This is a genomic window from Yimella sp. NH-Cas1 (genome assembly GCF_022359705.1).
GTDB classification, from domain to species: Bacteria; Actinomycetota; Actinomycetes; order Actinomycetales; family Dermatophilaceae; genus Yimella; species Yimella lutea.
In genome coordinates this window covers 173,020-197,055 of record NZ_JAKSGG010000003.1, presented here as the reverse complement: position 1 = coordinate 197,055, position 24,036 = coordinate 173,020, and the positions used below count along the sequence as shown (strand labels likewise).

The 24,036-nt window shown below is 67.5% G+C and carries 21 protein-coding genes; 5 read left to right on the top strand and 16 right to left on the bottom strand.

The window, feature by feature from the left end:
• Positions 1 to 9: 9 nt before the first annotated feature.
• The 7 genes from MF407_RS01305 to MF407_RS01275 form a co-directional block, all read right to left on the bottom strand.
• Positions 10 to 840, bottom strand: coding sequence for an aldo/keto reductase (locus MF407_RS01305; protein ID WP_239700873.1), 831 nt, complete (start codon positions 838 to 840; stop codon positions 10 to 12).
• A complete protein-coding gene (locus MF407_RS01300; protein ID WP_345770878.1) occupies positions 837 to 2,723 on the bottom strand; it encodes an MFS transporter in 1,887 nt (628 codons plus the stop codon). Before MF407_RS01300 ends, MF407_RS01305 begins: the two co-directional genes overlap by 4 nt.
• 108 nt (positions 2,724 to 2,831) lie before the next feature.
• Positions 2,832 to 4,109, bottom strand: a complete 1,278-nt coding sequence (gene guaD / locus MF407_RS01295) for a guanine deaminase (RefSeq protein ID WP_129625507.1) — start codon at positions 4,107 to 4,109, stop codon at positions 2,832 to 2,834.
• Positions 4,106 to 4,924 carry a xanthine dehydrogenase accessory protein XdhC gene (gene xdhC / locus MF407_RS01290; protein ID WP_239700870.1) on the bottom strand — a complete coding sequence of 273 codons (819 nt, stop codon included), beginning with the start codon at positions 4,922 to 4,924 and terminating at the stop codon, positions 4,106 to 4,108. The genes guaD and xdhC overlap by 4 nt, the downstream gene beginning before the upstream one ends.
• Positions 4,925 to 4,936: 12 nt before the next feature.
• A complete protein-coding gene (gene xdhB / locus MF407_RS01285; protein ID WP_239700868.1) occupies positions 4,937 to 7,222 on the bottom strand; it encodes a xanthine dehydrogenase molybdopterin binding subunit in 2,286 nt (761 codons plus the stop codon).
• On the bottom strand, positions 7,219 to 8,658 hold the full coding sequence (locus tag MF407_RS01280) for an FAD binding domain-containing protein (RefSeq protein ID WP_239700866.1): 1,440 nt from the start codon (positions 8,656 to 8,658) through the stop codon (positions 7,219 to 7,221). The genes xdhB and MF407_RS01280 overlap by 4 nt, the downstream gene beginning before the upstream one ends.
• A gap of 250 nt (positions 8,659 to 8,908) precedes the next feature.
• A complete protein-coding gene (locus MF407_RS01275) occupies positions 8,909 to 9,739 on the bottom strand; it encodes a bifunctional allantoicase/(S)-ureidoglycine aminohydrolase (RefSeq protein WP_239700864.1) in 831 nt (276 codons plus the stop codon).
• An 88-nt stretch (positions 9,740 to 9,827) separates the two neighbouring features.
• On the opposite strand from MF407_RS01275, the gene MF407_RS01270 reads away from it, so the two are divergent.
• Complete coding sequence (locus MF407_RS01270; RefSeq protein WP_239700862.1) at positions 9,828 to 10,853, top strand: endonuclease/exonuclease/phosphatase family protein; 1,026 nt, start codon at positions 9,828 to 9,830, stop codon at positions 10,851 to 10,853.
• Here the strand turns inward: MF407_RS01270 and MF407_RS01265 are convergent.
• The 3 genes from MF407_RS01265 to uraD are packed head-to-tail and all read right to left on the bottom strand — an operon-like array spanning position 10,826 to position 12,745.
• Positions 10,826 to 11,944 carry a glycerate kinase gene (locus tag MF407_RS01265; RefSeq protein ID WP_239700861.1) on the bottom strand — a complete coding sequence of 373 codons (1,119 nt, stop codon included), beginning with the start codon at positions 11,942 to 11,944 and terminating at the stop codon, positions 10,826 to 10,828. The genes MF407_RS01270 and MF407_RS01265 overlap by 28 nt on opposite strands.
• Positions 11,945 to 11,948: 4 nt before the next feature.
• A complete protein-coding gene (uraH, locus tag MF407_RS01260) occupies positions 11,949 to 12,275 on the bottom strand; it encodes a hydroxyisourate hydrolase (RefSeq protein WP_129625500.1) in 327 nt (108 codons plus the stop codon).
• Positions 12,275 to 12,745 (bottom strand): 2-oxo-4-hydroxy-4-carboxy-5-ureidoimidazoline decarboxylase, encoded by a 471-nt coding sequence (uraD, locus tag MF407_RS01255; RefSeq protein WP_239700858.1) that lies wholly within the window; start codon positions 12,743 to 12,745, stop codon positions 12,275 to 12,277. Before uraD ends, uraH begins: the two co-directional genes overlap by 1 nt.
• A 201-nt stretch (positions 12,746 to 12,946) precedes the next feature.
• On the opposite strand from uraD, the gene MF407_RS01250 reads away from it, so the two are divergent.
• On the top strand, positions 12,947 to 13,645 hold the full coding sequence (locus MF407_RS01250) for an aspartate/glutamate racemase family protein (protein WP_129625498.1): 699 nt from the start codon (positions 12,947 to 12,949) through the stop codon (positions 13,643 to 13,645).
• Here the strand turns inward: MF407_RS01250 and MF407_RS01245 are convergent.
• Entirely contained in the window at positions 13,642 to 15,087 is a 1,446-nt protein-coding gene (locus MF407_RS01245) for a protein kinase (RefSeq protein ID WP_239700856.1), read from the bottom strand. The two genes, MF407_RS01250 and MF407_RS01245, sit on opposite strands and share 4 nt — an antisense overlap.
• 56 nt (positions 15,088 to 15,143) lie before the next feature.
• On the opposite strand from MF407_RS01245, the gene MF407_RS01240 reads away from it, so the two are divergent.
• Together MF407_RS01240 and MF407_RS01235 are read left to right on the top strand one after the other, a co-directional pair.
• Positions 15,144 to 15,938 (top strand): nucleotidyltransferase domain-containing protein, encoded by a 795-nt coding sequence (locus tag MF407_RS01240; RefSeq protein WP_129625496.1) that lies wholly within the window; start codon positions 15,144 to 15,146, stop codon positions 15,936 to 15,938.
• A 127-nt stretch (positions 15,939 to 16,065) separates the two neighbouring features.
• Complete coding sequence (locus MF407_RS01235) at positions 16,066 to 16,233, top strand: anti-sigma factor (RefSeq protein WP_168990219.1); 168 nt, start codon at positions 16,066 to 16,068, stop codon at positions 16,231 to 16,233.
• Positions 16,234 to 16,242: 9 nt separating this feature from the next.
• On the opposite strand, the gene MF407_RS01230 is transcribed toward MF407_RS01235, so the two are convergent.
• Positions 16,243 to 18,489 (bottom strand): heavy metal translocating P-type ATPase, encoded by a 2,247-nt coding sequence (locus MF407_RS01230; protein ID WP_129625495.1) that lies wholly within the window; start codon positions 18,487 to 18,489, stop codon positions 16,243 to 16,245.
• 93 nt (positions 18,490 to 18,582) lie between these two features.
• On the opposite strand from MF407_RS01230, the gene MF407_RS01225 reads away from it, so the two are divergent.
• On the top strand, positions 18,583 to 19,389 hold the full coding sequence (locus MF407_RS01225; protein WP_239700853.1) for a thioesterase family protein: 807 nt from the start codon (positions 18,583 to 18,585) through the stop codon (positions 19,387 to 19,389).
• A 34-nt stretch (positions 19,390 to 19,423) separates the two neighbouring features.
• On the opposite strand, the gene MF407_RS01220 is transcribed toward MF407_RS01225, so the two are convergent.
• From MF407_RS01220 to MF407_RS01205, 4 genes are read right to left on the bottom strand one after another with little or no spacing between them, the layout of a single operon-like run.
• Positions 19,424 to 20,314 carry an N-acetylglucosamine-6-phosphate deacetylase gene (locus tag MF407_RS01220; RefSeq protein WP_239700851.1) on the bottom strand — a complete coding sequence of 297 codons (891 nt, stop codon included), beginning with the start codon at positions 20,312 to 20,314 and terminating at the stop codon, positions 19,424 to 19,426.
• Positions 20,311 to 21,312: an ABC transporter ATP-binding protein gene (locus MF407_RS01215; RefSeq protein WP_129625493.1), complete on the bottom strand. Its 1,002-nt coding sequence runs from the start codon at positions 21,310 to 21,312 to the stop codon at positions 20,311 to 20,313. The genes MF407_RS01220 and MF407_RS01215 overlap by 4 nt, the downstream gene beginning before the upstream one ends.
• A gap of 2 nt (positions 21,313 to 21,314) precedes the next feature.
• The gene (locus tag MF407_RS01210) at positions 21,315 to 22,958 is read right to left on the bottom strand and encodes an iron ABC transporter permease (RefSeq protein WP_239700848.1); all 1,644 of its coding nucleotides are present in this window, start codon (positions 22,956 to 22,958) and stop codon (positions 21,315 to 21,317) included.
• The gene (locus tag MF407_RS01205; RefSeq protein ID WP_239700846.1) at positions 22,958 to 24,022 is read right to left on the bottom strand and encodes a thiamine ABC transporter substrate-binding protein; all 1,065 of its coding nucleotides are present in this window, start codon (positions 24,020 to 24,022) and stop codon (positions 22,958 to 22,960) included. Before MF407_RS01205 ends, MF407_RS01210 begins: the two co-directional genes overlap by 1 nt.
• Between the last annotated feature and the right edge of the window lie 14 nt (positions 24,023 to 24,036).

Here is a 24,036-nt window from a genome sequence, read left to right as displayed (position 1 = left end):
CGGGCCGCCCTACTGCTCCTCGTGGGTGTCCGGGTCGCCGCCGAACAGACGTCCGTCAGGTTTACCGAGTGCGGTGATCGCCGCGACTTCGGCATCGGTGAGGTCGAGCCCGAGCACGTCGAGGTTCTCCTTCTGCCGTGACGGCGTGGCCGACTTCGGCAACGGCATGACATTGCGCTGCACGTGCCAGCGCAGGATGACCTGCGCCGGTGTCACGTCGTGCGCCCTGGCTGCCTCGACGACCGGGCCTTCGGAGTAGGGCGCGCTCGCCTTGCCGAGCGGGCTCCATGCCTGCGTCCGGATCCCCAGTTCCTCGTGCACCTGCACCATCTCGACCTGCGGGAAGTAGGGGTGCAGTTCGATCTGGTTCACCAACGGCGTCACCCCGGTCTCGTCGATGATGCGGTGCAGGTGCTGCGCGGTGAAGTTGGAGACGCCGATCTCCTTCACGAGTCCGGCCTGCTGAGCTTCGATCAGCGCCTGCCACGCCTCGACGTACAGGTCGACGCTCGGGTTGGGCCAGTGGATCAGGCCGACGTCGATGTGGTCGAGCTTCATCCGGGACGCCGAATCGCGAAGTGACTGCGCGGCAAGGTCTTTGGCATGGAATCGGCCCGGGATCTTGGTCGCCACCATCACCTCGTCGCGCGGAATGTGGCTCTTGCGGATCGCGTCGCCGACTTCTTCCTCGTTCTCGTAGTTCACCGCCGAGTCCAGGTAGCGGTAGCCGGTCTTCAACGCCGAGACGATCGCTTCGACGCCCACCTCACCTTTGAGCGGGTAGGTGCCGAAGCCGACGGCGGGAAGCGTGAACAGGTCGCGTTCGGTGGTGGAGGTCATGCGTCCACGGTAAGCGCAGAGACGGGTTCGAGGTCGACCACGAGCGGCTCGATCGAACCCAGAACGACGACGTGGCGGGAACTGGAGGCACCCGTCGACGGATCGATGACGCTCACGACATGCCGTCCGGTCACCCCGAGACGGACGGTGAATCGTCCGTCCGGGCCGGCCGTGGTTGTCTGCTCGACCTCACCTGACGCAGTGGTGACGGTGATCAACGCGTCCGAAACGGGGCGCCCTTCGAGGCGGACCAGTCCGGTGAGTTCCAGACGTGGTCCGAGTTCCACGTCGTACGCGCCCGGCTTGTCGATGCGGACGAGTTCGGCGCGCGGCTGGTAACCATCGGCGTTCGTGATCCGTTGGTAGACACCGGGACCGGGCAGCACGAGCGAGTACGAACCGTCCGGTTCGACCCGCGACCAGTCGACCTCCTCGCCGGTGTCGGTGAGCAAGGTGGTGACTGCGCTGCGGGCAGGGCGACCGGACGCGTCCCGCACATGCCCGTGGATGATCACGTCGTTGCCCGCGTGGGTCCGGTTCGCCTCTTGCCGGCGACTGGAAGGGATGAAGACAGCGATGAAGGCCGAGATCAGACCTGCGGCGGCAGCTATCCAGTAGATGTCGTGGAAGGCCTCGAGGGTCGGCAGTTCGATGTCCCCGACGCGCATGGCGACGGTGGAAAGGACGGCGGCCACCATCGCGCTCGAGGTCGAGGTGCCGACGGCTCGCAGCAACGCGTTGAACCCGTTCGCGGCAGCCGTCTCGCTGATCGGTGCGTTGGACATGATGATGCTGGGCATCGCCGCGTAGGCGATGGCCGTCCCGGCGCTGGTGATGACCGCGCCCAGCGCGATCTGGAACACCGACCCGGTCAGAAAGACGCGCAGCACATAGCTCAGACCCAGCACCACTGCGCCGATGATGAGCGAGTACTTACCTCCCCAGCGACGGGTGATGGTGGCCGTCACCGGCGACAACACGACCATCATCAGGCCGGCCGGCAGCACGCACAGGCCCGCATCCAGCACGCTCAACCCGTGCCCGTAGCCCGTCGCCTCGGGCATCTGCAGCAACTGCGTGGTCGAGACGAGGTTGACGAACATCGACAGTCCGACGAAGACGGAGGCGATGTTCGTCAGCAGGATCGGCGGACGCGCGGCCGTGCGCAGGTCCACCATCGGGCCGGGCGTCCGCAGCTCCCACGGCACCCACGCCGCCACGAGGAGAGCGGCGACGGCCAGGAGCGAGAGGGTGGTACGGCTGCCCCATCCCCAGTCGCCCCCCTTCGACACGGCGAGCAGGAAGCAGACGAGGGCACTGGACAACAACAGTGCGCCCAGCACGTCGAAGCGCCCCGGCGACCGGATCGACGATTCAGGAACGGCGAACAGGATCGCGATGAACATCACGATCGCGGCCACGCCACTGACCCAGAAGAGCGTGTGCCAGTCGAAGTGGGCGTAGATGAAGCCGGACAGCGGCAGCCCGATGGCCGCCCCGATGCCCAGCGTCGCGGACATGAGTGCGACGGCGCCGCCGACCTTCTCGCGTGGCAGTTCGTCGCGCATGATCGAAATCCCGACCGGCACCAGAGCTGCCGCGAAGCCCTGCAGCGACCGGCCGACGATGACCTGCCACAGCTCGTGCCCGAGCGCGCCGATCAACGAGCCGACGATCATCGCGCCGAGCGAGATGAGCATCATCAGCCGCTTGCCGAACATGTCGGCGCACCGGGAGACGATCGGGGTGGCGACCGCGCTGGTCAGCAGGGTCGCGGTCACCAGCCACGAACCGTTCGTCTCGGTGGTGTGCAACAGCTTGGGCACTTCGGGCAACAGCGGGACGACGAGCGTCTGCTGCAGTGCGACGAGTGTTCCGGTGATTGCCAGGACTGCGGTGACGAGTCCGGCGGGCGGGTCGGGGAGGTGGCGGCGTGAGTCATCGCCGCCGAGAATATTACATAGCTAGCCTATTTACCTATTCGAGCGCGATCAGAGCCGCTCGCCGCCGACCCAGACCGACGCGATGTCGTCCGTCGTGCCGAGCGCGAAGATCTTTGCCAGAGCGTCCTCGGAGTCCTTGGCGTACTCGATGCCCATGTCGAGCGGGTCACCGTTCTTCGGACGAATCCACACCGCATCGAACTCACGCCCCACGGACAGATCGCCGACGCGGTCGCCGAGGTCCAGTGCCACCGCACCGGCGCGCGTGGCCAGGTGGAGCAGGTGCGCGGCGGTGAGCGGAAGTCCCTCGTCGGCCAGCAGTTGCTGCACGAAGTAGGCCTGCAGCCCCTCTTTCAGCAGGCAGTACCCAGTGCCTGCACCGACGTCACTACCGAGCGCGACCCAAACGCCCTGCTCGACGTGCCGCTTCAGCGGGAACAGTCCGCTGCCGAGGGCCGAGTTGCTTGTCGGACAGTGCGCGACAGACGTACCGCGCGCGGCCATCATCGACAGTTCCTCGTCCTTCGGGTGGACGTCGTGCGCCAGCACCGAGCGCCGTCCGAGCAGACCGTGGACGTCGTAGGTGGAGGTGTAGTCCGGCCCACCGAACAGTTCCTCGACCTCCTCCACCTCGCGCTTGTTCTCGTTGACGTGGGAGGTGAAGTACAAGCCGTCGATCTCCTTCATCACCCGGCCGCAGGCCGCGAGCATCTCCTCCCCCGCCGACAGCGAGAACCGCGGGGTGACCGCGTAATGCAGTCGGCCCACCCCGTGCCATCGCCGGGCCAGGTCGATCGACTGCTGGTACGCACGCTCGGGAGTGGTCAACAGTCCCTCCGGCAGGATCCGGTCGGAGACGACGAGACCGCTGATGATGCGGATCCGGCTCGCGCGGGCCTGGCTGAAGAAGACGTCCATCGCCGAGGTGAAGTGCGAACCGAAGACGAGCGCGGTCGTCGTGCCGGCCTCCCGCAGGCCGCGCAGGAAGCCCTTGGCCACGCGCGCAGCCTGCTCGTCGTCGGCCATGCGCAGTTCTTCGGGAAGAGCCGCACGGTCGAGCCAGTCCAGTAACGGCATGCCGAGCGCACCGATGACCCGCAACTGCGGAAAGTGGACGTGGGTGTCGACGAACCCGGGCAGCAGGATGCCGTCGCTCAGGTCGACCACCTGCTCGTCGGGATACTCCCGGGCGACGGCCTCGAACGAGTCGCGCCGCGTGATCATGCCCTCGACCACCCGCAGTCCGATGTCGGTGCCGGTACGCAGTGCCGCACCGTCGAAGGGACTGTCCGGTGTGTCGAGAACGGTCGCGCGGTAGATGGTCATCGAGTGGCCCTTTCGCTGTCACGATCGTTCGCGAAAGCCTCAAGCAGTTGTGCGGCGATGCCGACGGCGATGGCGGCCGGTTCCTTGGAGGTGACCTGGGGGATTCCGACGGGGCACTGGATGCGCGCGATCGCCTGTGGCGTGTGCCCTTCCTCGACGAGGGTCTTCTCGAAGCGTCGCCACTTCGCGTTCGACCCGATGAGGCCGATCGTGCCCAGGTCGTCCCTGCGCAGCGCCGAGTCGCAGAGCGCAGCATCCTCGGCGTGGTCGTGACTCATGATCACCACATGCGTGCCGGACGGCACCTCGGTCAGCAGCACCTCAGGCACCGGAGTATGACGGACCTCGACCTCCGCCACCGTGTCGACCAGCTCGGAACGCACCGAATCGACCTGCGCCACACGGGAATCGGCGAGGTAGAGGAGGACGTCGTGCCGCGCAAGGATGTGCGCCAACTCCCGACCCACATGACCGAGTCCGAACACGGCGACCGCCGGCGTCGGCGGCGAGGGTTCCAACATCATCGTGACCTCACCTCCGCAGCACTGCACACCGAAACTGTTGTCGGCGTGCGTGCTGAGTGACATGTGCATCTGCTCGGGTTCCTCGCTCGCCTCGACCAGCATCTCCCGCGCGCGGGTGATGGCTGTCTCCTCGAGATTGCCACCGCCGACCGTGCCGTACGCCTGTACCGCGGTGACGACCATCTTGGCGCCGGCCGCCCGCGGAGCGTGTCCGCGCACAGCAACGACCGTCACCAGAACCGCCGGCACCCGTTCGTGGCGAAGGCACTGAATCACCTTGGCCCAGTGCATGATTCGTGATCCTCAGTCGGGATCTGACGAGTTGCCCGCGCGGGCATCCTCCAACGCCCAGAACACCGCTTCCGGCGTGGCCGGGCAACCGATCTCGATGACCGCTCCCCCGTCACCGAACGCCGCGGCAGCCTGTCGCAGCGCCTCGCGCACCGAGAAAGCCAGCATGAGCGGTGGCTCACCGACGGCCTTCGAGCCGTAGACGACGCCGTCCTCATGCGCGTTCTCCAGCAGCTTCACGTTGAACTCGTGCGGCATCTCCGAGAAGCTCGGCAGCTTGTAGGTGGACGCGGCCTGCGTGGCCAGGCGTCCGCGCGTCGGCTTGTCGCTGGTGTCCCACCGAAGATCCTCGAGCGTCAACCAGCCCGCGCCCTGCACGAAACCGCCCTCGATCTGTCCGATGTCGACCAGCGGCGACAGGGAGTCGCCGACGTCGTGGACGATGTCGACCCGACGGGTCGTGTACGCGCCGGTGAAGCCGTCGACCTCGACCTCCGCCGCGGCGACGCCGTACGCGAAGTACTTGAACGGGTTTCCCTGCACGATCGAGGCGTCCCAGGACAGACCCTCGGTGCGGTAGTAGCCCGCCGCCCAGAGCTGGACCCGGTCGAAGTAGGCCTTCTTCACCAGATCGTCCCATCCGATCTCCTCCTGCATGTCGGCCTTGACCTTCTCCAGCCGCGCAAGGATCTGCTCACACGCGTCCTTGACCGCCCCACCGTTGAGGTCGGCACCCGAACTTGCAGCTGTGGCAGAGGTGTTCGGCACCTTGTCGGTACGCGTCGGCGCGAGCCGCACCCGGTCGAGCGGGATACCGAGCGTGGTCGCCGCGACCTGCAGCATCTTCGTGTGCAAGCCCTGGCCCATCTCGGTGCCGCCGTGGTTGATCAGCACCGAGCCGTCCTTGTAGACATGCACCAACGCGCCCGCCTGGTTGAACGAGACGAAGTTGAACGAGATGCCGAACTTCACCGGCGTGATCGCCAAACCGCGCTTCACGTCGTCGTGCGCGGCGTTGAACTGCTCGACCTCGGCCATCCGGCGGTCGAGTTCGCCGTTGCTCCAGACCTGGTCCCAGCAGGCAACCATCCGGTGCGGATGACGCACCTCCTGGCCGTACGGGGTCTCCTGACCCTCCACGTAGAAGTTCTTGCGCCGCAGTTCATGGGCCGGGATACCGAGCGCCGGCGCGCAGCGTCCGAGAATGTCCTCGGTGACCAGCATGCCCTGCGGTCCACCGAACCCACGGAACGCAGTCTGCGACGTCTTGTGCGTCTTGGCGATGCGTCCACGCACTCGGACATTCGGCAACCAGTACGCGTTGTCGGTGTGACACAGCGCCCGGGCGAGTACCGGCTCGGACAGGTCGAGGCTCCACCCACCGTCAGCAGTGAGCAGGGTGTCGAGCGCGACGATCTTGCCCTCGCCGTCGAACCCGACCTTCCACGAGGAGTGGAAGCCGTGCCGCTTGCCGGACATCGTCATGTCCTGATTCCGGTTCAGCCGCAGGCGGACCGGGCGTCCGGTGAGCTTGGCACCGAGTGCGGCGATGGCGGCGAAGCCGTGCGGCTGCATCTCCTTGCCACCGAAGCCGCCACCCATACGCAGGCACTGAACGGTGACTTCGTGCGCCTCGACGCCGAGCACATGCGACACGATGTCCTGCGTCTCGGTGGGGTGCTGGGTGCTGCACTGGATGAAGACCTGGCCGTTCTCGTCGATCAGTGCGAGCGAGGCGTGGGTCTCCAGGTAGAAGTGCTCCTGCCCGGCGAACTCGAACTCGCCCTCGAACACATGAGCTGCCTGCGCGAACGCGGTCTCGATGTCGCCGCGCACCATGGTCGGTGTCGCACCCTGGAAACTCTCGGCCTCGATCGCCTCGGTGACCGTGATGAGCGCCGGGAGCGGCTCGACCTCGAGCTTGACCGCGGCGGCACCACGACGGGCTGCTTCGAGGTTGTCGGCGAGCACCCAGCACACGGCGTGCCCGTAGAACATGACCTCGTCCGGGAACAACGGCTCGTCGTGCTTGATGCCGGCGTCGTTGATCCCGGGCACGTCGTCGGCGGTCAGCACCCGCACCACGCCGGGGACGTCGTACGCCGGCTGGACGTCGAGCAGGGTCACCTTGCCGTGCGCGACCTCGGACCGCACCGGGTACGCGTGCAGCGTGCCGGCCGTGCGGCCCACCAGATCGTCGGTGTACAGCGCCGCACCGGTGACGTGCAGATCAGCCGCCTCATGCGGCATCTCTTGTCCGACAACGGCATTCATCGGACGCTGGGAAAGGGTGCTCATGACGCGACCTCCTCGGTCGTCTGCGCGAACAACTTCGGCAAGGACGTACGCAGGGTCGCGGCGCGGTAGCGGGCGCTGGCTCGGTGGTCGTCCATCGGCGTGCCTTCGCCGCCGAGGACCTCACCCGCCGCTGCAGCCGTCTGCCCCGTCCACGGCTTGCCCTCGAGCGCCTGCTCGGTGGCGGTTGCCCGGATCGGAGTGGCCGCGACGCCGCCGAGTCCGATGCGTGCCTTCTTGACCACGCCGTCGTCGATGTCGAGCGCGATGCCGACGGCCACGCTGCTGATGTCGTCGAAGCGACGCTTGGCGATCTTGTGGAAGGCCGTCACCCCACTGAGCGGCAACGGAATCCGGATCGCCTTGATGAGCTCGTCCGGGTCGCGGACGGTCTGGCGGTAACCGGTGAAGTAGTCGGCCAGCGGCACCTCGCGCTCCCCGCCGGGGCCAGCGAGGACGAGGTCCGCCTCGAGCGCGAGCAGCGCGGGAGGGGTGTCGCCGATGGGCGATCCGGTGCCGAGATTGCCGCCGATCGTGCCGCCGTTGCGAATCAGGCGGGAGGCGAACTGCGGGAACAGCTGGGCCAGCAGCGGGACACGTCCGTCGAGCAGGCGCTCGGCCTCACTGAGGGTCAGTGCGGCGCCGAGTTCGACGAAGTCTTCGTTCATCTGGAAGCCGCGCAGTTCGGCGAGCCGGTCGATCGCGACGACCAGCGGTGCACGCACGCCCTTGATGTTCACGTCGACGCCCCAGTCGGTGGAACCGGCGACGACGACCGCGTCCTCGTCGCCGGAGATGATCGAGAGTGCCTCGTCCAGGGACGTGGGGCGCACGAACCGTCCGTAGTGGTGCTCGACGCTGGTGGCAGCGCCTTCGGGCGCCGGCGAGGAGAGGCGGGTGACCCGCTCGTCGCTCTCGTCCGCGTCGCCGAGTGCGTACGCGGCGTCCCGGATCGGGCGGTAGCCGGTGCAGCGGCACAGGTTGCCCGACAGCGAGTGCAGGTCGAACCCGTTGGCCCCGTGCTCCTCGCTGTCGTCGCCCCCGGCCTCGCGATCGGGGCGGTAGAACTCGGCGGCCATCGAGCAGATGAAGCCGGGGGTGCAGTAACCGCACTGCGATCCACCACGCACGGCCATCTCGCGCTGCACCGGGTGCAGATCGTCGGGCGTACCGATGCCTTCGGCGGTGACCACCTCCTGGCCGTCCAGCGTGAGCGCCGGGATGAGGCAGGCGTTGATCGCGGTCCAGCGCGAACGGCCGTCGGTGTCGGGGCGAAGCACCATGATCGAGCAAGCCCCGCACTCACCCTCGGCGCAGCCTTCCTTGGCTCCGGTGAAGCCGCGGTCGCGGACGTAGTCGAGGGCGTTGGTGGACGGATCGATCCCGGCCATCGAACTTGCGCGTCCGTTGAGGATCATCTCGGGTTGTCCAGAAGTCATGCTTTCACTCCCCAGTGCAGTCGGCGCTCGGCCGCTGGACGGTCTACCCGGGAAACCGGGAGCATGGTTGCTGATGCCTTACCGGCGCCCGGTTATCCATGCGAACGGGCACCCGTCCGAGCCACAGTACGGACTCGCCCGACAGAACGGAAGGTTTCGCTGGGGGAAATATGTATTTCGTCTGGTGGAATCTCGCGGACGCGAACGGCCGGTTCGCTGCCTGCGTCACCGGCCGTCCGTCGAAGCCGACTCAGACCAACTGACGGCTGAGCACCGCGTGCCGATTGACGTCCTTGTAGAGCAGGTAGCGGAAGCGTCCGGGTCCGCCGGAGTAGCAGGCCTGCGGGCAGAACGCGCGCAGCCACATGAAGTCGCCCTCCTGCACCTCCACCCAGTCCTTGTTGAGCAGGTAAACGGCCTTGCCCTCCAGCACGTACAACCCGTGCTCCATCACGTGGGTCTCCGGGAACGGGATCACACCGCCGGGCTCGAAGTTGACGATGTTGACGTGCATGTCGTGGCGGATGTCGGTCGGGTCAGCGAATCGCTGTGTGGTCCAACGACCTTCGGTACCGGGCATCTCTGCGCCGGGGACGTCGTCCTCGTGGGTCACGAAGGCCTCGGGCACCTCGATGCCCTCGACCCGCTGGTACGCCTTGCGGATCCAGTGGAAGGTGGCGTTCTCGCTGCCCTCGTTGCGCAGCGTCCACTGCGCCTGTGGCGGCAGGAAGACGTAGCTTCCCGGACGCAGGTCGTGGCTCTGGCCGGCGAGGGTCAGCTTGAGATTGCCCCCGACGACGAACAAGACACCTTCGGCACCCGGATCGAGTTCGGGTTTGTCCGAACCTCCACCCGGAGCAACCTCGAGGATGTACTGCGAGAACGTCTCGGAGAACCCGGAGAGGGGCCGGGCGATGATCCACAGTCGGGTGTCGTCCCAGAACGGCAACAGGCTGGTGACGATGTCGCGCATCGTGCCGCGCGGCAGCACGGCGTACGCCTCGGTGAACATGGCGCGGTCCGTGGTGAGGTCGGTCTGTTGCGGCAGCCCACCCTTCGGAACGTAATAGGTGTTGGTCATGAGCGTCCTTCCGTAACTGTTCGTACTGCATTCAAGCGGTCGGGGCCCGGCCGTGCCGGTACCGGTGCCGGTGGGTATACCTGGTCGTGTGCAAGAACTGGACGAACGAGCAACTCCCCACCCGACGGCACGACGGCCGTCGAGCTGGTGGGCTCTGACCGCGATCAGCTTCGCTGTCCTCGGCTTCGCGCTGCTGCCGATCGTGCCCTCCACCGCACGACTCGGCCGGCTCTCCGTGCCGGTACTCCAGACCCTCTGGCCGGTCATGCTGGCGCTCGGACTTCTGGTGATCGTGATCGGAGTCCGGCGCCGTCACACCGTGGCCTGCGTGCTCGCTGCCTGCGCGGCGTTCGCAGCGCTGGTGCCGATCAATCACTGGCGGCCGGCCGGCTGCGCGGACGGCGAGACGCCCACCGGAAATCTCTCGGTACTCACCGCGAACGCCTATGTCGCAAGCGCCGACCTGCAGGCGCTGAGCACGGTCGTCCTCGACCGGGACGTCGACCTCCTGGTGGTGCCGGAAGCGACGAACGATTTCGTGGCGCAGTTCTCCGAGACCACAGGTGGACGACGGCTCACCCACCGCACCCGTGTCACCCGGGACGACGGGTTCTCCGGTACCGCGGTGCTTTCCCGATTGCCCATCGAACAGATCGGCGGAGCCACCGGCGGTTCGGCCAGGCACACATTCGATCAGCCGGCAGTGCGACTGATTGTCGCCGGCTTGCCCGTCACCGTTCAAGCCGTGCATCCCTACCCCCCGGTGGAAGAGGTGCGCAGTTGGGACGCTTCGCTGCGCGAGCTGGGCCGTTGGCAGCGGGCGAGCACGGACGAACACCTCGTGCTCGCAGGCGATTTCAACGCATCGTGGGCCCATCCCGCTTTCCGAGACGCGGTGGGTGGCCTGCACGATGCCGGCCCGTCTTGGGGTCCTTTCGACCGTCCGACCTGGCCCGTCGGTGGACGTCTGCCGAGCTTCGTGACGATCGACCACATCATGGTGCGCGGCTTCGAATCGACCGATGCGGCGGCCATCGACGTGCCGGGCAGCGACCACCGTGCGGTCTGGAGCAATCTGCGCCTGTGTCACAGCAACGCGAAGCCGGCAACCTGAGCGCCGATCTGCTCCAGCAGGCGGTCCCCCTGTGTCATCGCCTCGTCCTGATCGCGTGCGACGTCCATCAGTGCGTACGCCCTGCGCACGCCGAGCCGGGACAGTCCGTCGGCGCCGAGCTTGTTCACTCCGCATACAGCGACGACCGGAACGCCTTGTGCTGCAGCCAGTTTGGCGACGGCTGCGGGTGCCTTGCCATGCAACGTCTGCTCGTCGAGGGCTCCTTCGCCGGTGATCACCAGGTCGGCGCCGACGACAGCCTGCGGCAGGCCGACCATCTCGAAGAGCAGTTCGGCACCCGGACGCAGTTCGGCACCCAGCAGCGCGACGGCGGCGAAACCCACTCCGCCAGCAGCTCCCGCCCCGGCGACATCGCGGCGGTCGGCGCCGGTTGCCTTCGCAACCACGTCCGCCCAGCGTCCGAGGCCGGCGTCGAGTTCGCGCACCTGCTCGGTCGAGGCACCCTTCTGCGGGCCGTACACGGCAGCTGCTCCGCGCTCCCCGGTCAGCGGGTTGTCGACATCGCAGGCGAACAACAGTTCTGCATCGGCCAGACCGCGATGAAGACCCGTCAGGTCGAGCTCGGCCACATCATCCAGTCCGGCTCCGCCCGGTGCGATGTCAGTGCCGTTCGACTCCAGCACGCGAGCACCGAGCGCCTGCGCCATGCCGGCGCCACCGTCGGTGGACGCGCTCCCGCCGATGCCGATCACCAGGGTGCGCGCTCCGGCGTCCAGAGCCGCGGCGATGACCTCACCGAGCCCTCGACTGGAGGCGTTCATCGGGTCGAGATCGTCGCCCAGCATCGCCAGGCCGCTCACCTCGGCCATCTCCACGACCGCGCGCTCGCCGTCACGCACGTAGGCAGTGTCGATCGTCCGTCCGACCGGATCGGTCGCCGTCAGAGTCTCCCGCCGGAAGCCGGCATGCTCGGCAGCGGCGAGCGTGCCGTCGCCACCGTCGGCGACCGGCAGGGTGACCACGTCCAGGTCGGTCACCACACTGCGCAAACCCCGCTCGAGGGCCTCGGCGACCTGTGCAGCCGTCAGCGTGCCCTTGAACTTGTCCGGCGCGATGACCACCCGAGTCATGTCGTCAGCTGCCCCGGTAGGTGCTGAAACCGTAGGGGTTCAACAGGATCGGCACGTGGTAGTGCTGGTCGGCGTCCGCGATCGTGAACGCCACCGTGATCTCGGGGTAGAACGACTGCTCGCCGAGGCCGTCGAAGTAGTCCTTCGCGGCGAAGTGCAGGCGGTAGTCACCCACCTCCATGCGCTCGGGACCGATCTCCCCGACGCGACCGTCGGCGTTCGTGACGCCTTCACCCAATTGCTCACCGGCCAGCGTCTCCAGCGTGATGCGGACGCCTTCGGCCGGCTTGCCGCGACTGGTGTCCAGAATGTGTGTGCTCAACGTGCCCATCAGCGTGCAACCTCTTCAAGTCGCAGCAACGCGATCTCGCGCAACTGCGCGACGGTCTCTTCTCGTTCGGTCTCGTCGTCGTTGGCCAAGCGGCGTTCCAACTCGCTCAGGATCTCCGGAGCGGTGCGCCCCTTGGCCCGGATCAGGAAGACACGGTCGAACCGCTCCTCGTACGCCTCGTTGCCGGTACGCAGTCGCTCAATCACGTCCTGATCGCTCTGGTCGAGGCCGGCCTGCTCCTTCGCGGAATGCTCGGCCTGGTGGTCGGGACTGGAGGCGCGCTCACCGATGCGCGGGTGACCGGCCAGGGCAGCGTCGAGCTCGTCGTCGTCGAGCGCCCCGGCCGATGCCTCGGCCTGCGCGAGGAGCGCTTCGCGCGAGTCGTACGGACGAGCGGCCGCGACCTCCCCCGCCCAGCGCTCGACCGGCAAGCACGCAAGCAGCGCCTCGCGAACCTGTTCCTCATTCATGGCGTTGAATAGGGAAGGGGCGCTCATCTGGGCTCCTCGGAATCTCAAACTTCCGCGATTCGGAAGTTTAGTTACGCATGGCGGAACGCTAGTCGGGTGCGCCCACCCGGTCAAGGATCGTGCCGTCCGGCGAGACGGTCAATCCGTCCCAGTTGTACAAACCCGGTCGCATGACGGCCGCAGGGGTGATTGGCTGGACTCATGTCCTCCTCGACGCAGACCATCGGCCTCATCGGCGGACTCTCCTGGGAGTCGACCGCCGAGTACTACCGCCTCGCCAACGAGACCGTGCACAGCAGGCTCGGCGGCCTGCACTCGGCACGCGTCCTGCTCAGCAGCCTCGACTTCGCGCAGATCCAGCAACTCCAGGATGCCCGCGACTGGGATGCCCTGGGCTCCGTGCTCGGCGGCGAGGCCAAGCGCCTCGAAGCCGCCGGGGCCACGATGATCCTGCTGTGTTCCAACCCGTTGCACGTGGTCGCCGACCGCATCGACGACGCAGTCGACGTGCCGCTGATCCATATCGCCGACACCGCCGGCGCGGCCGCGAAGAACGCCGGAATGAAGGAGGTCGGCCTGCTCGGCACCGCGTTCACGATGAACGAGACGTTCTACACCGAACGCCTGGAACGTCAGGGCCTGACCGTCCACACGCCCGCGCAGGGAGCGGTGGGTGAGATCAACCGGATCATCTACGACGAGTTGTGCGTCGGCATCGTCAACGAGAAATCGCGCCGCTACTTCCGGTCGGTCATGCAGGACCTCGCCGACCGCGGCGCCGAGGGAATCATCCTGGGCGCCACCGAGATCGAGTTGCTCGTGACCGCCATGGACGCCGACGTGCCGATCTTCCCGACGACCCGCCTGCACATCAAGGCCGCGCTGGACGAAGCTCGTTAGTCCTCGATCTCGATCCCGAAGGCGCGGACCAGCGGTTCGATGCCGTCGACCCAACCGGCCATCACGTTGCGCATCTTCCACAGGCCGTCCCGGCGGTAGACCCGCAGCAACACGACCGCCTTCTCCTCGGTCAGCACCGTCGTGTCGAGTTCCAGCGCAGCATCACCGATCTGCACCTTGACCGCGAGCTGCTGTCCGCCGAGCGGGTGGTCGTCCGACAGAGCGACGTTGACCGCGCGGCAATCGTCCGGGAGTTCGGTCAGATCGATCCGAATTCCGTTGTCCCGCAAGGTCACCGCCCCGGACGCCGAGACAGGATTGTTGAAGAAGACGAACGAGGATTCAGCAAGAGCCTGACCGTTGCCGTCGACCTCGAAGGCCATCGGGTCGACCGGTTCGCCGACACCGGCGCCGACCGTCGCGTGCACCTCGACGACGGTGCCCGGCAGCGCGGAGTTCTGCCCGGGCGCGAGGACGGTCGCGCCGGCCAACGCGTCCGGATGAACAGTGTTGTTGGAAGCCCCGGGCACGGGCTCGGACGGGTTGGGTTCAGGTTCAGGTTCAGTGCAGCGAATCACCATCGTCGAGACCTCGGTGATGTCCTCGTCCAGGGCCGCCGGCGGGGTCGCCGCAAGCGCCTGCTGCAGCGCGGCGGCGAAGTCCTTCGCGGATGCGTACCGCTGCTCGGGCTGTTTGGCCAGACCACGATGGACGACCTCGCTCACCGGCTGCGGGACACCCGCCGGCAGGGGCGGCACCGGCTGCTGGATGTGTGCCATGGCCAAGCCGACCGCGGTGTCGGCCCTGAACGGCCACGCACCGGTGAGCATCTCGAAGGCGACGACCGCGAGCGAATAGACGTCGGAGGAGGGCCCGACCTCGTGACCGAGGGCAGCTTCTGGCGGCAGGTACTGCGGGGTGCCGAGCACCTCGCCCGCCCTGGTCATTCCGGCCGAGCCGAGTGCGCGGGCGATGCCGAAATCGGTGAGCTTGGCGGTGCCGTCGGGCGTCACGACGATGTTCGCGGGCTTCACATCGCGGTGGACGATGCCTTTGACGTGGGCCGCGTCGAGCGCGGTCGCAGCTTGAACGAGGAGTGCGACGGTGTCGGCCGGCGACAGCGGAGCTCGCGCCCGGATGATCGACGACAACGGATCGCCCTCGACGAGTTCCATGACCAGGTAAGCGGATCCGTCGTCCTCGCCGTAGTCGTGGACCTGGGCGATGTTTCCGTGGGACAGCTTCGCGGCGTTGCGTGCCTCGGTACGGAAGCGTTCGAGGAAGTCAGGATCGTCGCTCAAACCGGCGTGCAGCATCTTCACCGCGACCGGACGGTCGAGGACCTCGTCGTGTGCCCGCCAGACCTCGCCCATGCCGCCTCCGGCGATACGGGTACGCAGACCGTAACGGTTGCCGACCCTGGTCGCTGCCGCTGCGTCCATCACTCTCCCCTCCGCGCGCCAACCCTAGTGCGCGTGCGCGCGGCTAGCCTCGACTCATGTCTACCCCGCAGCTGCCGTCGGACGTCCGAGCGACCGCCCAACGGGCGGTGCGACTCATCGACGAGCGCCTGCCGGGCTACCTGGACGGGATGTACCTGCACGGGTCGCTGTGCTGGGGCGAGTACTTCGACGACAGCGACATCGACTTCGTCGCCACCACGACCCGGCGCCCGAACGAGACCGACATCGCCAAACTGCAGCAGATCCACCGCGACCTGCCCGACCACTTCGACGGCTTCTACGTGCCGACCACCCAGCTCGCCGAGGACCCGTCCGTCCTGCCGGTGCACCCGGGCGTGCTGCACGGCAAGTTCACCGTGGCCCATCACTGCGACGCCAACCAGGTGACCTGGCAGGAACTGGCCGAGCGCGGCATCACCGTGCACGGCCCGGACGCCGGCGAACTCGACATCTTCACCAGCGACACAGTGCTCGAGCTCAACACCCGGACCAATCTCGAGGGCTACTGGTTGCCACGGCTGCAGGGGCTGGTCGACACCCCGGACGCCGGGATTTCCCCTCGCGAAGCGGCGTGGAGCGTGCTGGGAGTACTGCGGCTGCACCACGCGCTGACCCAGCACGCGATCACGTCCAAGTCGGGTGCCGGACGCTGGGGACTGGAGGCGATGGACGAGCGCCACCGCCCGGTCATCGAGCACGCCTTGGCGTGGCGGGAGGAGGGCCGGGACGACGGCGCCTTCGCCGACGATGCCGCCCGGCAGAGCGTCACCGTCGACCTGATGTCAGACGTCCTGGGTCAGCACGACCTGCACCCGACCGACACTCCCTGACGCCGACGCGAGATCTCCCGATAAAATCTTCGCGACAGGTGCATCCACCGGCCACCGAACGCTCGCGCTTGCCCCGGCCGCTGCCCACGGGTCCGCCGCGGCGCCCGTCGGCGCGAACATCACCGTGGTGGTGATCAGCATCGGCTTCGTGCACGGCACCGAGCCGCAGCAGTTCGTCATCGACCCGCGACTGCTGGACGAGGGCTACGTGATCGTCGATGTATCGCGCGAGCCGCTGGACGGCAACCGGAAACACTCCGGCGACAGCATCGTTCGCGGCACACTGCCGATCTGAGTTCTCCGTTCAGTCGCCGCCGTGGGTCGGACGGAAACCCTTGAGACGCAACGAGTTACCGACGACGAACAGGGACGAGAACGCCATCGCGAGACCGGCGACCATCGGGCTCATCCGACCCGACATCGCCAGCGGGATCGCCGCGACGTTGTAGCCGAACGCCCAGGTCAGGTTGCCGTAGATCGTCCGCAGCGTGCTGCGCGACAACTCGACGGCGGTCGCGACCTTGCGCGGGTCACCGCTCATGATCGTGATGTCGGCGGCCTGCATGGCGGCGTCCGTGCCGGTGCCCATCGCGATACCGAGATCGGCCTGGGCCAGCGCCGCCGCATCGTTCACCCCGTCGCCCACCATCGCGACCTTGCGTCCCTGTTCCTGCAGGTGTCGGATCTGCTCGGCCTTGTCGGCAGGAGTGACCTGCGCGATGACCTCGTCGATGCCGAGTTCCGCGGCAACGGACTGCGCCACGGACTCGTGATCCCCGGTCAACAGCACCGGACGCAACTCCAGCGCCTTGAACGCCGAAACGGCCTGCGCCGCAGTCTCCTTGGGCTGGTCGGCCACTTTCACGAAGCCGCGAGCCGCGCCGTCCCAGCCGACGATGACCACGGTGCCACCGCCGTCCCGCGCCCGGTCGACTTCGGCGGTGAGTTCGTCCGAGAGCGACATCCCTGAGTCGGTGAGCAGCTTCTCCTGTCCGACGACCACCGGCACCCCGCGGACGGTGCCGCGCACTCCGAAACCGTCGACCGTCTGGAAGTCGTCGACCTCGGGCAGCGGCGGCTCCTCCGCACGCACGATGGCCTGGGCGATCGGGTGCTGCGAACCCGCTTCGACCGCGGCAGCGGCACGACGTACCGCCTTGCCGCCGTGGACGTCGACGACCGACATCTCGCCCGTGGTGAGCGTGCCCGTCTTGTCCAGCACGACGGTGTCGATGCCGCGGGAGGTCTCCAGTGCCTGCGGACCGCGGATCAGGATGCCCAGCGAGGCCCCTCGACCGGTGCCGACCAACAACGCTGTCGGAGTGGCGAGACCGAGCGCGCACGGGCAGGCGATGACGAGTACGGCCACCAGGGCGGTGAAAGCGGTTGCGAGCGACCCGCCGATAGTCCACCAGCCGATGAAGGTGACCAGTGCGACAGCGAGCACGATCGGCACGAAGATGCTCGACACCTTGTCGGCCAGCCGCTGCGCGTTGGCCTTGCCGGTCTGCGCCTGCTCCACCATGCGAGCGATCCCGGCCAGCGCGGTGTCGGAGCCCACGCGGGTGGCGCGAACAACGAGACGGCCGCTCACATTGACCGTTGCGCCGGTGACGTCATCGCCGATGCTGACGTCGACCGGCACCGACTCACCGGTCATGGCGGACGTGTCGATGCTCGACCTGCCCATCTCGACGACGCCGTCGGTGGCGACCTTCTCACCCGGTCGGACGACGAAGTGATCGCCGACCCTGAGCTGCGACAACGGGATTCGTTGCTCGGTCTTGTCGCGCAGGACAGCGACATCCTTCGCGCCGAGTTCGGCGAGGGCCCGCAGTGCCTCGGCGGACGAGTGCTTGGCCCGGGCCTCGAGGTAACGACCGGTCAGCAGGAATGCCGAGACACCCGCCGCAGCTTCGAGGTAGATCGCACTCGATGCGTGCTCGGGGTGCATGAGGAGCTCGAAGTGGTGCTTGAGGCCGAGTTCGCCGGCGTCGCCGAAGACCATGGCCCAGACCGACCAGAGGTACGCGGCCAGCGTGCCGAGGCTGACGAGGGTGTCCATGGTGGAGGCGCCGTGCTTGGCGTTGGTCCAGGCGGCGCGGTGGAACGGCAGCGCGCCCCAGAGCACGACCGGCGTAGTGAGTGCCAGAGCGACCCACTGCCAGCCGGTGAACTGGAACGCCGGCACCATCGACAACAGGATCACGGGCAGGACGAGTGGCCAGACGATCATCAAGCGACGCTTGAGCACCTCGGCAGGTGCCACCTCGTGATTCATGTGGTCGTGCGTATCGTGCGTGCGCTCGGACGCGCCGTAGCCGGTCTTCTCCACGACCCCGATCAGATCATCGACCGTGATCGGGCGCGGCGCCCGCACCAGCGCCTTCTCGGTCGCATAGTTCACCGAGGCGCTCACACCGTCGACCCGGTTGAGCTTCTTCTCGATACGCGCCGCGCACGACGAACACGTCATTCCGGTGATGTCGAGCTCGACATCCCGCAGATCGCCGTTCGCGTCGGCCTTCCGGACATCCTGATCTGTGGTCACGTGGACTCACCTCCGCCTTTCATTATACCCCTAGGGGGTATAAACGCCCAGCCCGGTCGTCCATTCCCTGTTTCCGAAACTACGCTCGATCGAGTGAGCCTCGATCCGCACTCCGACGCCTACTACCGGCGCATCGACGAGAACACCTTCATGCCCACTCTGCACGCCCAGGGTGCCTGGCAGGACGCCGAGCAGCACATGGCCCCGATCAGCGCGTTGATGACCTACATGCTCGAGGCGCACGAGCCTCGTGACGACATGCAGATCGGCCGCATCACCTGGGAGATCCTCGGCATGATCCCGGCCGCGGAGTCGCACATCGAGGTGGTCACGCTGCGCCCGGGACGCACCATCGAACTGCTCGAAGCCACCCTCACGATCGGCGGCCGCGTGATCATCCGCGCCCGCGCCTGGCGGCTTTCGGTGCAGGACACAACCGCTCGTGCCGGAAACGAACTGCCCGCAATGGACGGGCCGGAGCACGCGGCTCCCATGGACCCGACGAAGGAGTGGCCCGGTGGCTACATCGCCTCGCTCGAGATGCGACAACTGCCCGGTGGACGCGACGGACGCCGGTCGGTCTGGATCCGCACGCGTCCGACGCTGGTCGAGGGCGAGCGGGCCACTCCGGTGGCCGCTCTCGTCACCCGCGTCGACACGGCCAACGGAGTCGCGACGAGGTTCCGCCCGACCGAACTGATGTTCCCGAACGTCGAGTTGTCACTGCACCTGATCCGGACGCCACGACCAGGCTGGGTCGGTCTGGACACGGCGGTCACCTTCGGACCGACCGGCCTCGGCCTCACCTCGACGACGGTCCACGACGAGGACGGCCCGGTCGGCAAGATCGAGCAGTGCCTGACCGTGCGCGAGTTCCCGGACCGGAGCTCGGCCGAGTAGCTGCCTGCTCAGAGCCGGAGCGCTCGGCGTGGGGTCACGGACGCCGCGGTGAGCACGTCGGCTTCGGGCAGACCCGCCACGTCGACCGCCCAACGGACACAGTCAGCCAGCGTAGAGGTGCTGCCGGCGATCGAACCCCCTGCACGAGGCGGGCAGTGCCACCTTCCACCCGCACGTCGAGCGTGCCGATCCGGTAGGGACCGTCGCTGAGCCCGGTCGCGGCCATCGAATCCGAGACCAGCACGATCGTCTCGGGACCGAGGGTCTCGAAGACCATCCGAACCACCTCGGGTGCGACGTGGACGCCGTCGGCGATCAGTTCGACGAACACGTCTCCGCGGCCCGCTGCTGCGAGCGCGACCGCCACCGGACCACCGGCGCGGTGGTGCATCGGCGGCATGCCGTTGAACAGATGCGTGATCACTGCCGGATGTCCCGACCTTTCGACCACGTGATCGATCGCAGCCGTCACGGTGGCGGCATCGGCATTCGTATGGCCGATCGCGGGGGTGATGCCGTGGTCGACCAGCACGCCGATCAAACCTCGGGTGTCACCACGTTCGGGAGCGAACGTCATCTGGCGCAACGCATTCGGCGCTCCGGCGTGCTCCGCGACGGCCGCGAGTTGCTCGATCAACCCGCGGTCGGCATCGCGCAGGGCGGTCGGGTCGTGAGCGCCGCGCCGCGCGTCCGACAGGAAGGGGCCTTCGAGGTGGATGCCGAGCAACGTGCCGTCGGCGACGAGCGGGGCGAGCACGCGCACCGAGTGCTCCATCGTTTCTGCCGTGCCGGAGACGAGGCTGGCGACAAGCTGCGAGACCGTTTGCGACCGGTGATAGCCGGCGGCGGCGCGACTTCCCTTCACGTCTGCGCCGAACTCATGACCGAGTGCGCCGTGACAGTGGATGTCGATGAGTTCGGTCATGCTTCGGCCTTCGACGTGGTGATCGCGTGCGGGTTGAGTTCCAGCCTGACCGATTCGTCTGGACGCGCGGACGACGGGTCGTCCCCCACCGCCGGGACGAGGCCGACGCCGGGCAGCTCGACGGTCAGTGCCGAACCCCCGCTCACCGCACGCGCCTCCCGTACGACTCCTTCGAACGTGCCGGCATCGGAGACGCGGAAAGCGTTGTCGCGCATCAGGACCGATCCGTCGGCGTTCGCTCCAGGAAGGCCGGCGGACGACCAGCGCCGGGCATCCACCTCGGTTCGGTAGCCGAGCATGCGCGCCACCTCCCGGCCGCGTGGGTCACGCCAGACCTGCTGCGCCGGACCGTGCTGCACGATGCGGCCGGCGAGCATGACCGCCAGCTGATCGGCGACAGTCAGTGCTTCGTCATGGTCGTGCGTGACCAGCAATGCGGTCGTGCCCGTCTCGGTGAGGATGCGGCGCAGATCGGTGGCCAGCCGCTCTCGCAGGTCGCGGTCGAGAGCCGACAGCGGCTCGTCCAACAGCAGCAGTCGCGGTCGTGGGGCGAGCGCTCTGGCCAGCGCCACGCGCTGCTGTTGTCCGCCGGAGAGCGTGTTGATCGAGCGCTTCTCGTAGCCGGCGAGTCCGACGAGCTCCAGCAGTTCGGTGATCCGGGCGGTGCGTTCGCGGGACGGAACCCCCTGCCGCCGCAGCGGGTAGGCGATATTGCCGCCTACGTCGAGATGTCCGAACAGTTGCCCGTCCTGGAACATCAACCCGAACCCACGGCGGTGGGTCGGTACGCGCGTGACGTCCTGACCGTCGAAACCGACGGTGCCGGCTTCGAGGTCCTGCAGTCCGGCGATGACCCGGAGCAGGGTGGACTTTCCGCAACCGGACGGTCCGAGGATCGACATCACCTGGCCCATCGCAAGCTCGAGGCAGACGTCGTTCACGGCCACCGTCGTGCCGAAACGGACGCGGATGTCGTTCACCACCAGTCCCTCTTGCATGCTCACCAACTTCCCGTCCGACCGCGCAGTCGCTCGACCGCGACCATGATCGTCGCAGTCACACCGGCGAGGATCACGGACGCCGCGAGGGCCATGCCGAAGTGGTCGGCACCGGGGCGGCCGATCAGTTGGTAGATCACGACCGGCAGAGTCGGATTCTCCGGCCGCGCAAGGAAACTCGTCGCGCCGAACTCACCCAACGACACGGCGAAGGCGAACCCGGTCGCAGCCAGCAGCGGCTTCGTCAAAACCCGCCGGTCCACGTCCCAGAACACCCTCATCGGACTGGCACCGAGTGCAGCGGTCGCTTCCCGTTCCCGCGGGTCGACCGAGCGCAGAGCGGGCGCCATCACCCGCACCACCAGTGGCAGAGCGACGAGCGCCTGCGCGATCGGGACGAGGAGCGGCGACGAGCGCAGGTCGAGTGGCGGCTCGTCCAACGCGATCAGGAAGCCGAACCCGACGGTGACCGCGGAGATACCCAGCGGCAACATGAAGGTGGCGTCCAGCGCCGACAGCAGACGGCGTCCGCCCGCCGAGGTCGGACGCCGGGTGATCACGAAGCTGACCAGCAGTCCGAGGAGCATCGCGAGCAAGGTGGCGTCGACCGCCACCCGCAACGAGGTCAGCAGCGCATCGAAGACGCTGACCTGCAGGGCCGGCACCGATCCGACCTGTGTGAGCTTGCGGTAATGGCCCAAGCCCCAGCCATCACCGACCTGCAGCGACCGGGCGACGAGGGTGACGAGCGGCGCCAGCACGAAGATCAACGCGGCGCCGGTGAGCAGTACGTGAGGCAGATCGCTGCGCCGAACCCGTTGCTGCACAGAGGTGCCCGATCGAAGACGGGTCTCGCCACGGTCGGTGATGCGTTCGGTCAGCAACAGCAGTGAGATCACGACCAGTGCCTGCAGCAGGCTCAGCACCGCGGCGGCGCGCAGGTCGAGGAAGTTCGTGGTCAGCAGGTAGATCTCGGTCTCGACCGTCGAGTAGCGCACCCCGCCGAGTGTCAGCACCACGCCGAAGGACCCGGCACAGAAGAGGAACACCACCATCGCGGCGGAGACGACGGCCGGACGCAACGCCGGCAGAGTGACGGTTCGCAGCACCGTCCACGGACTCGCGCCGAGCGAGGCCGCAGCCTCGGCCTGCCGTGGATCGAGCGACTGCCAGCGTCCGCCGACGGTGCGCACGACCACCGCGATGTTGAAGAACACCAGGGCGGCGAGAATCGCCTGCCACGAGCCGTCCCAACCCAGGAAACCCAAGGGACCGGACGTCGACAGCAGGCTGCGGAACGCGATGCCGACCACGACGGTCGGCAGCACGAAGGGCATCACCAGCAGCCCGCGCACCAGCCCCGTCAGCGGCAGTTTCAGCCGGTAGGTGACGTACGCGATCGGCACGCCGAGCAGCACGGTGCTGAGCGTCGCGAGCGAGCTGATCCACACAGTGAACCAGACGACGCGGCGGGTGCGTGGCCGCGTCAGGACGTCACGTACCGCGTCCAAGGACCATTGCCCGTCGAGGTGCAGGCCTCGGGCGACCATCGCCGACACGGGCAGCAGGAAGAACACCGCCAGGAAGGCCAGCGGGATCAGTGCTGCGAGCGCCGGAACGAGCGATCGCCCGAGGCGAGTACGCATCACCCGGAGACGGCGTCCTGCCAGCGGCGCAGCCAGTCGTCCCGGTTCTTCGTGATCTTCGTGGGGTCGACGTGCAACGGCTTGTCCGGCACCTTGACCGCGGTCTGCCAGGCGTCGGGCAGCTTCACCTGATCATCGACCGGGAAGACGTACATGTTCTTCGGCATCGACGCCTGGAACTTCTTGCCGAGCATGAAGTCGATGAACGCCTTCGCGCCGGGCTCGTTCTTCGCGCCCTTCAGCACGCCGGCGTACTCGACCTGCCGGAAGCAGGAGTCCGTCATGGCGGACGTCGTCGGCTTGCCGTCCTTGATCGTGTCGGCGGGAGAAGTGTTGTACGACAACACGATCGGACGCGTCCCCTTGCCGCCGCCGGCGGTGTAGTCGACGCCCCACGCGTCGCTCCAACCGCTGGTGACCTTCACGCCGTTCGCCTTGAGCTTCTTCCAGTAGTCCTGCCAACCGTCGTCGCCGTACTTCGCGACAGTGGCGAGCAGGAAGGCCATACCGGGCGAGGACGTCGCGGCACCGGGCGTGACGAAGAGGTCCTTGTACTCGGGCTTGGTGAGGTCGTCCAGGCTTTGCGGCTTCGCCTTTTTCTTCGCGGCGAACCAGGCGTCGTCGACGTTGACGCACACGTCACCGAAGTCGATCGGAGCGAGCGACTGCGCGGCTTCGCCGGGCAACGCGTACTTCGATGCGCTCTTCGGGAGTGCCTTCGGTTCGTTGGCGGCGAGGGCGCCGGAATCGATGACCCGGGAAGCGAAGGTGTTGTCGATGCCGAACACGACGTCGCCCGTCGGGTTGCCCTTGGCGAGTACGACCGAGTTGGCGAGCTTGCCCGCGTCCCCGGAGGCGAGCACCTGCAGTTGGTATCCCGTGGTCTTGGTGAACTCGGCCTGCACGTCCTTGGGGATCACGAACGACTCGTGAGTGACGAGCTTGACGGTCGTGACCTTGCCGGACGATGTCGCTGCGGGCTTGTCGTCGCCGGTGGTCGAGCAGCCGGCGATGGCCAGGGCGAGGGTGCCGCAGCACGCGGTGGTGAAGGTTCTCCGGAACAACTGATCCTCCTCGG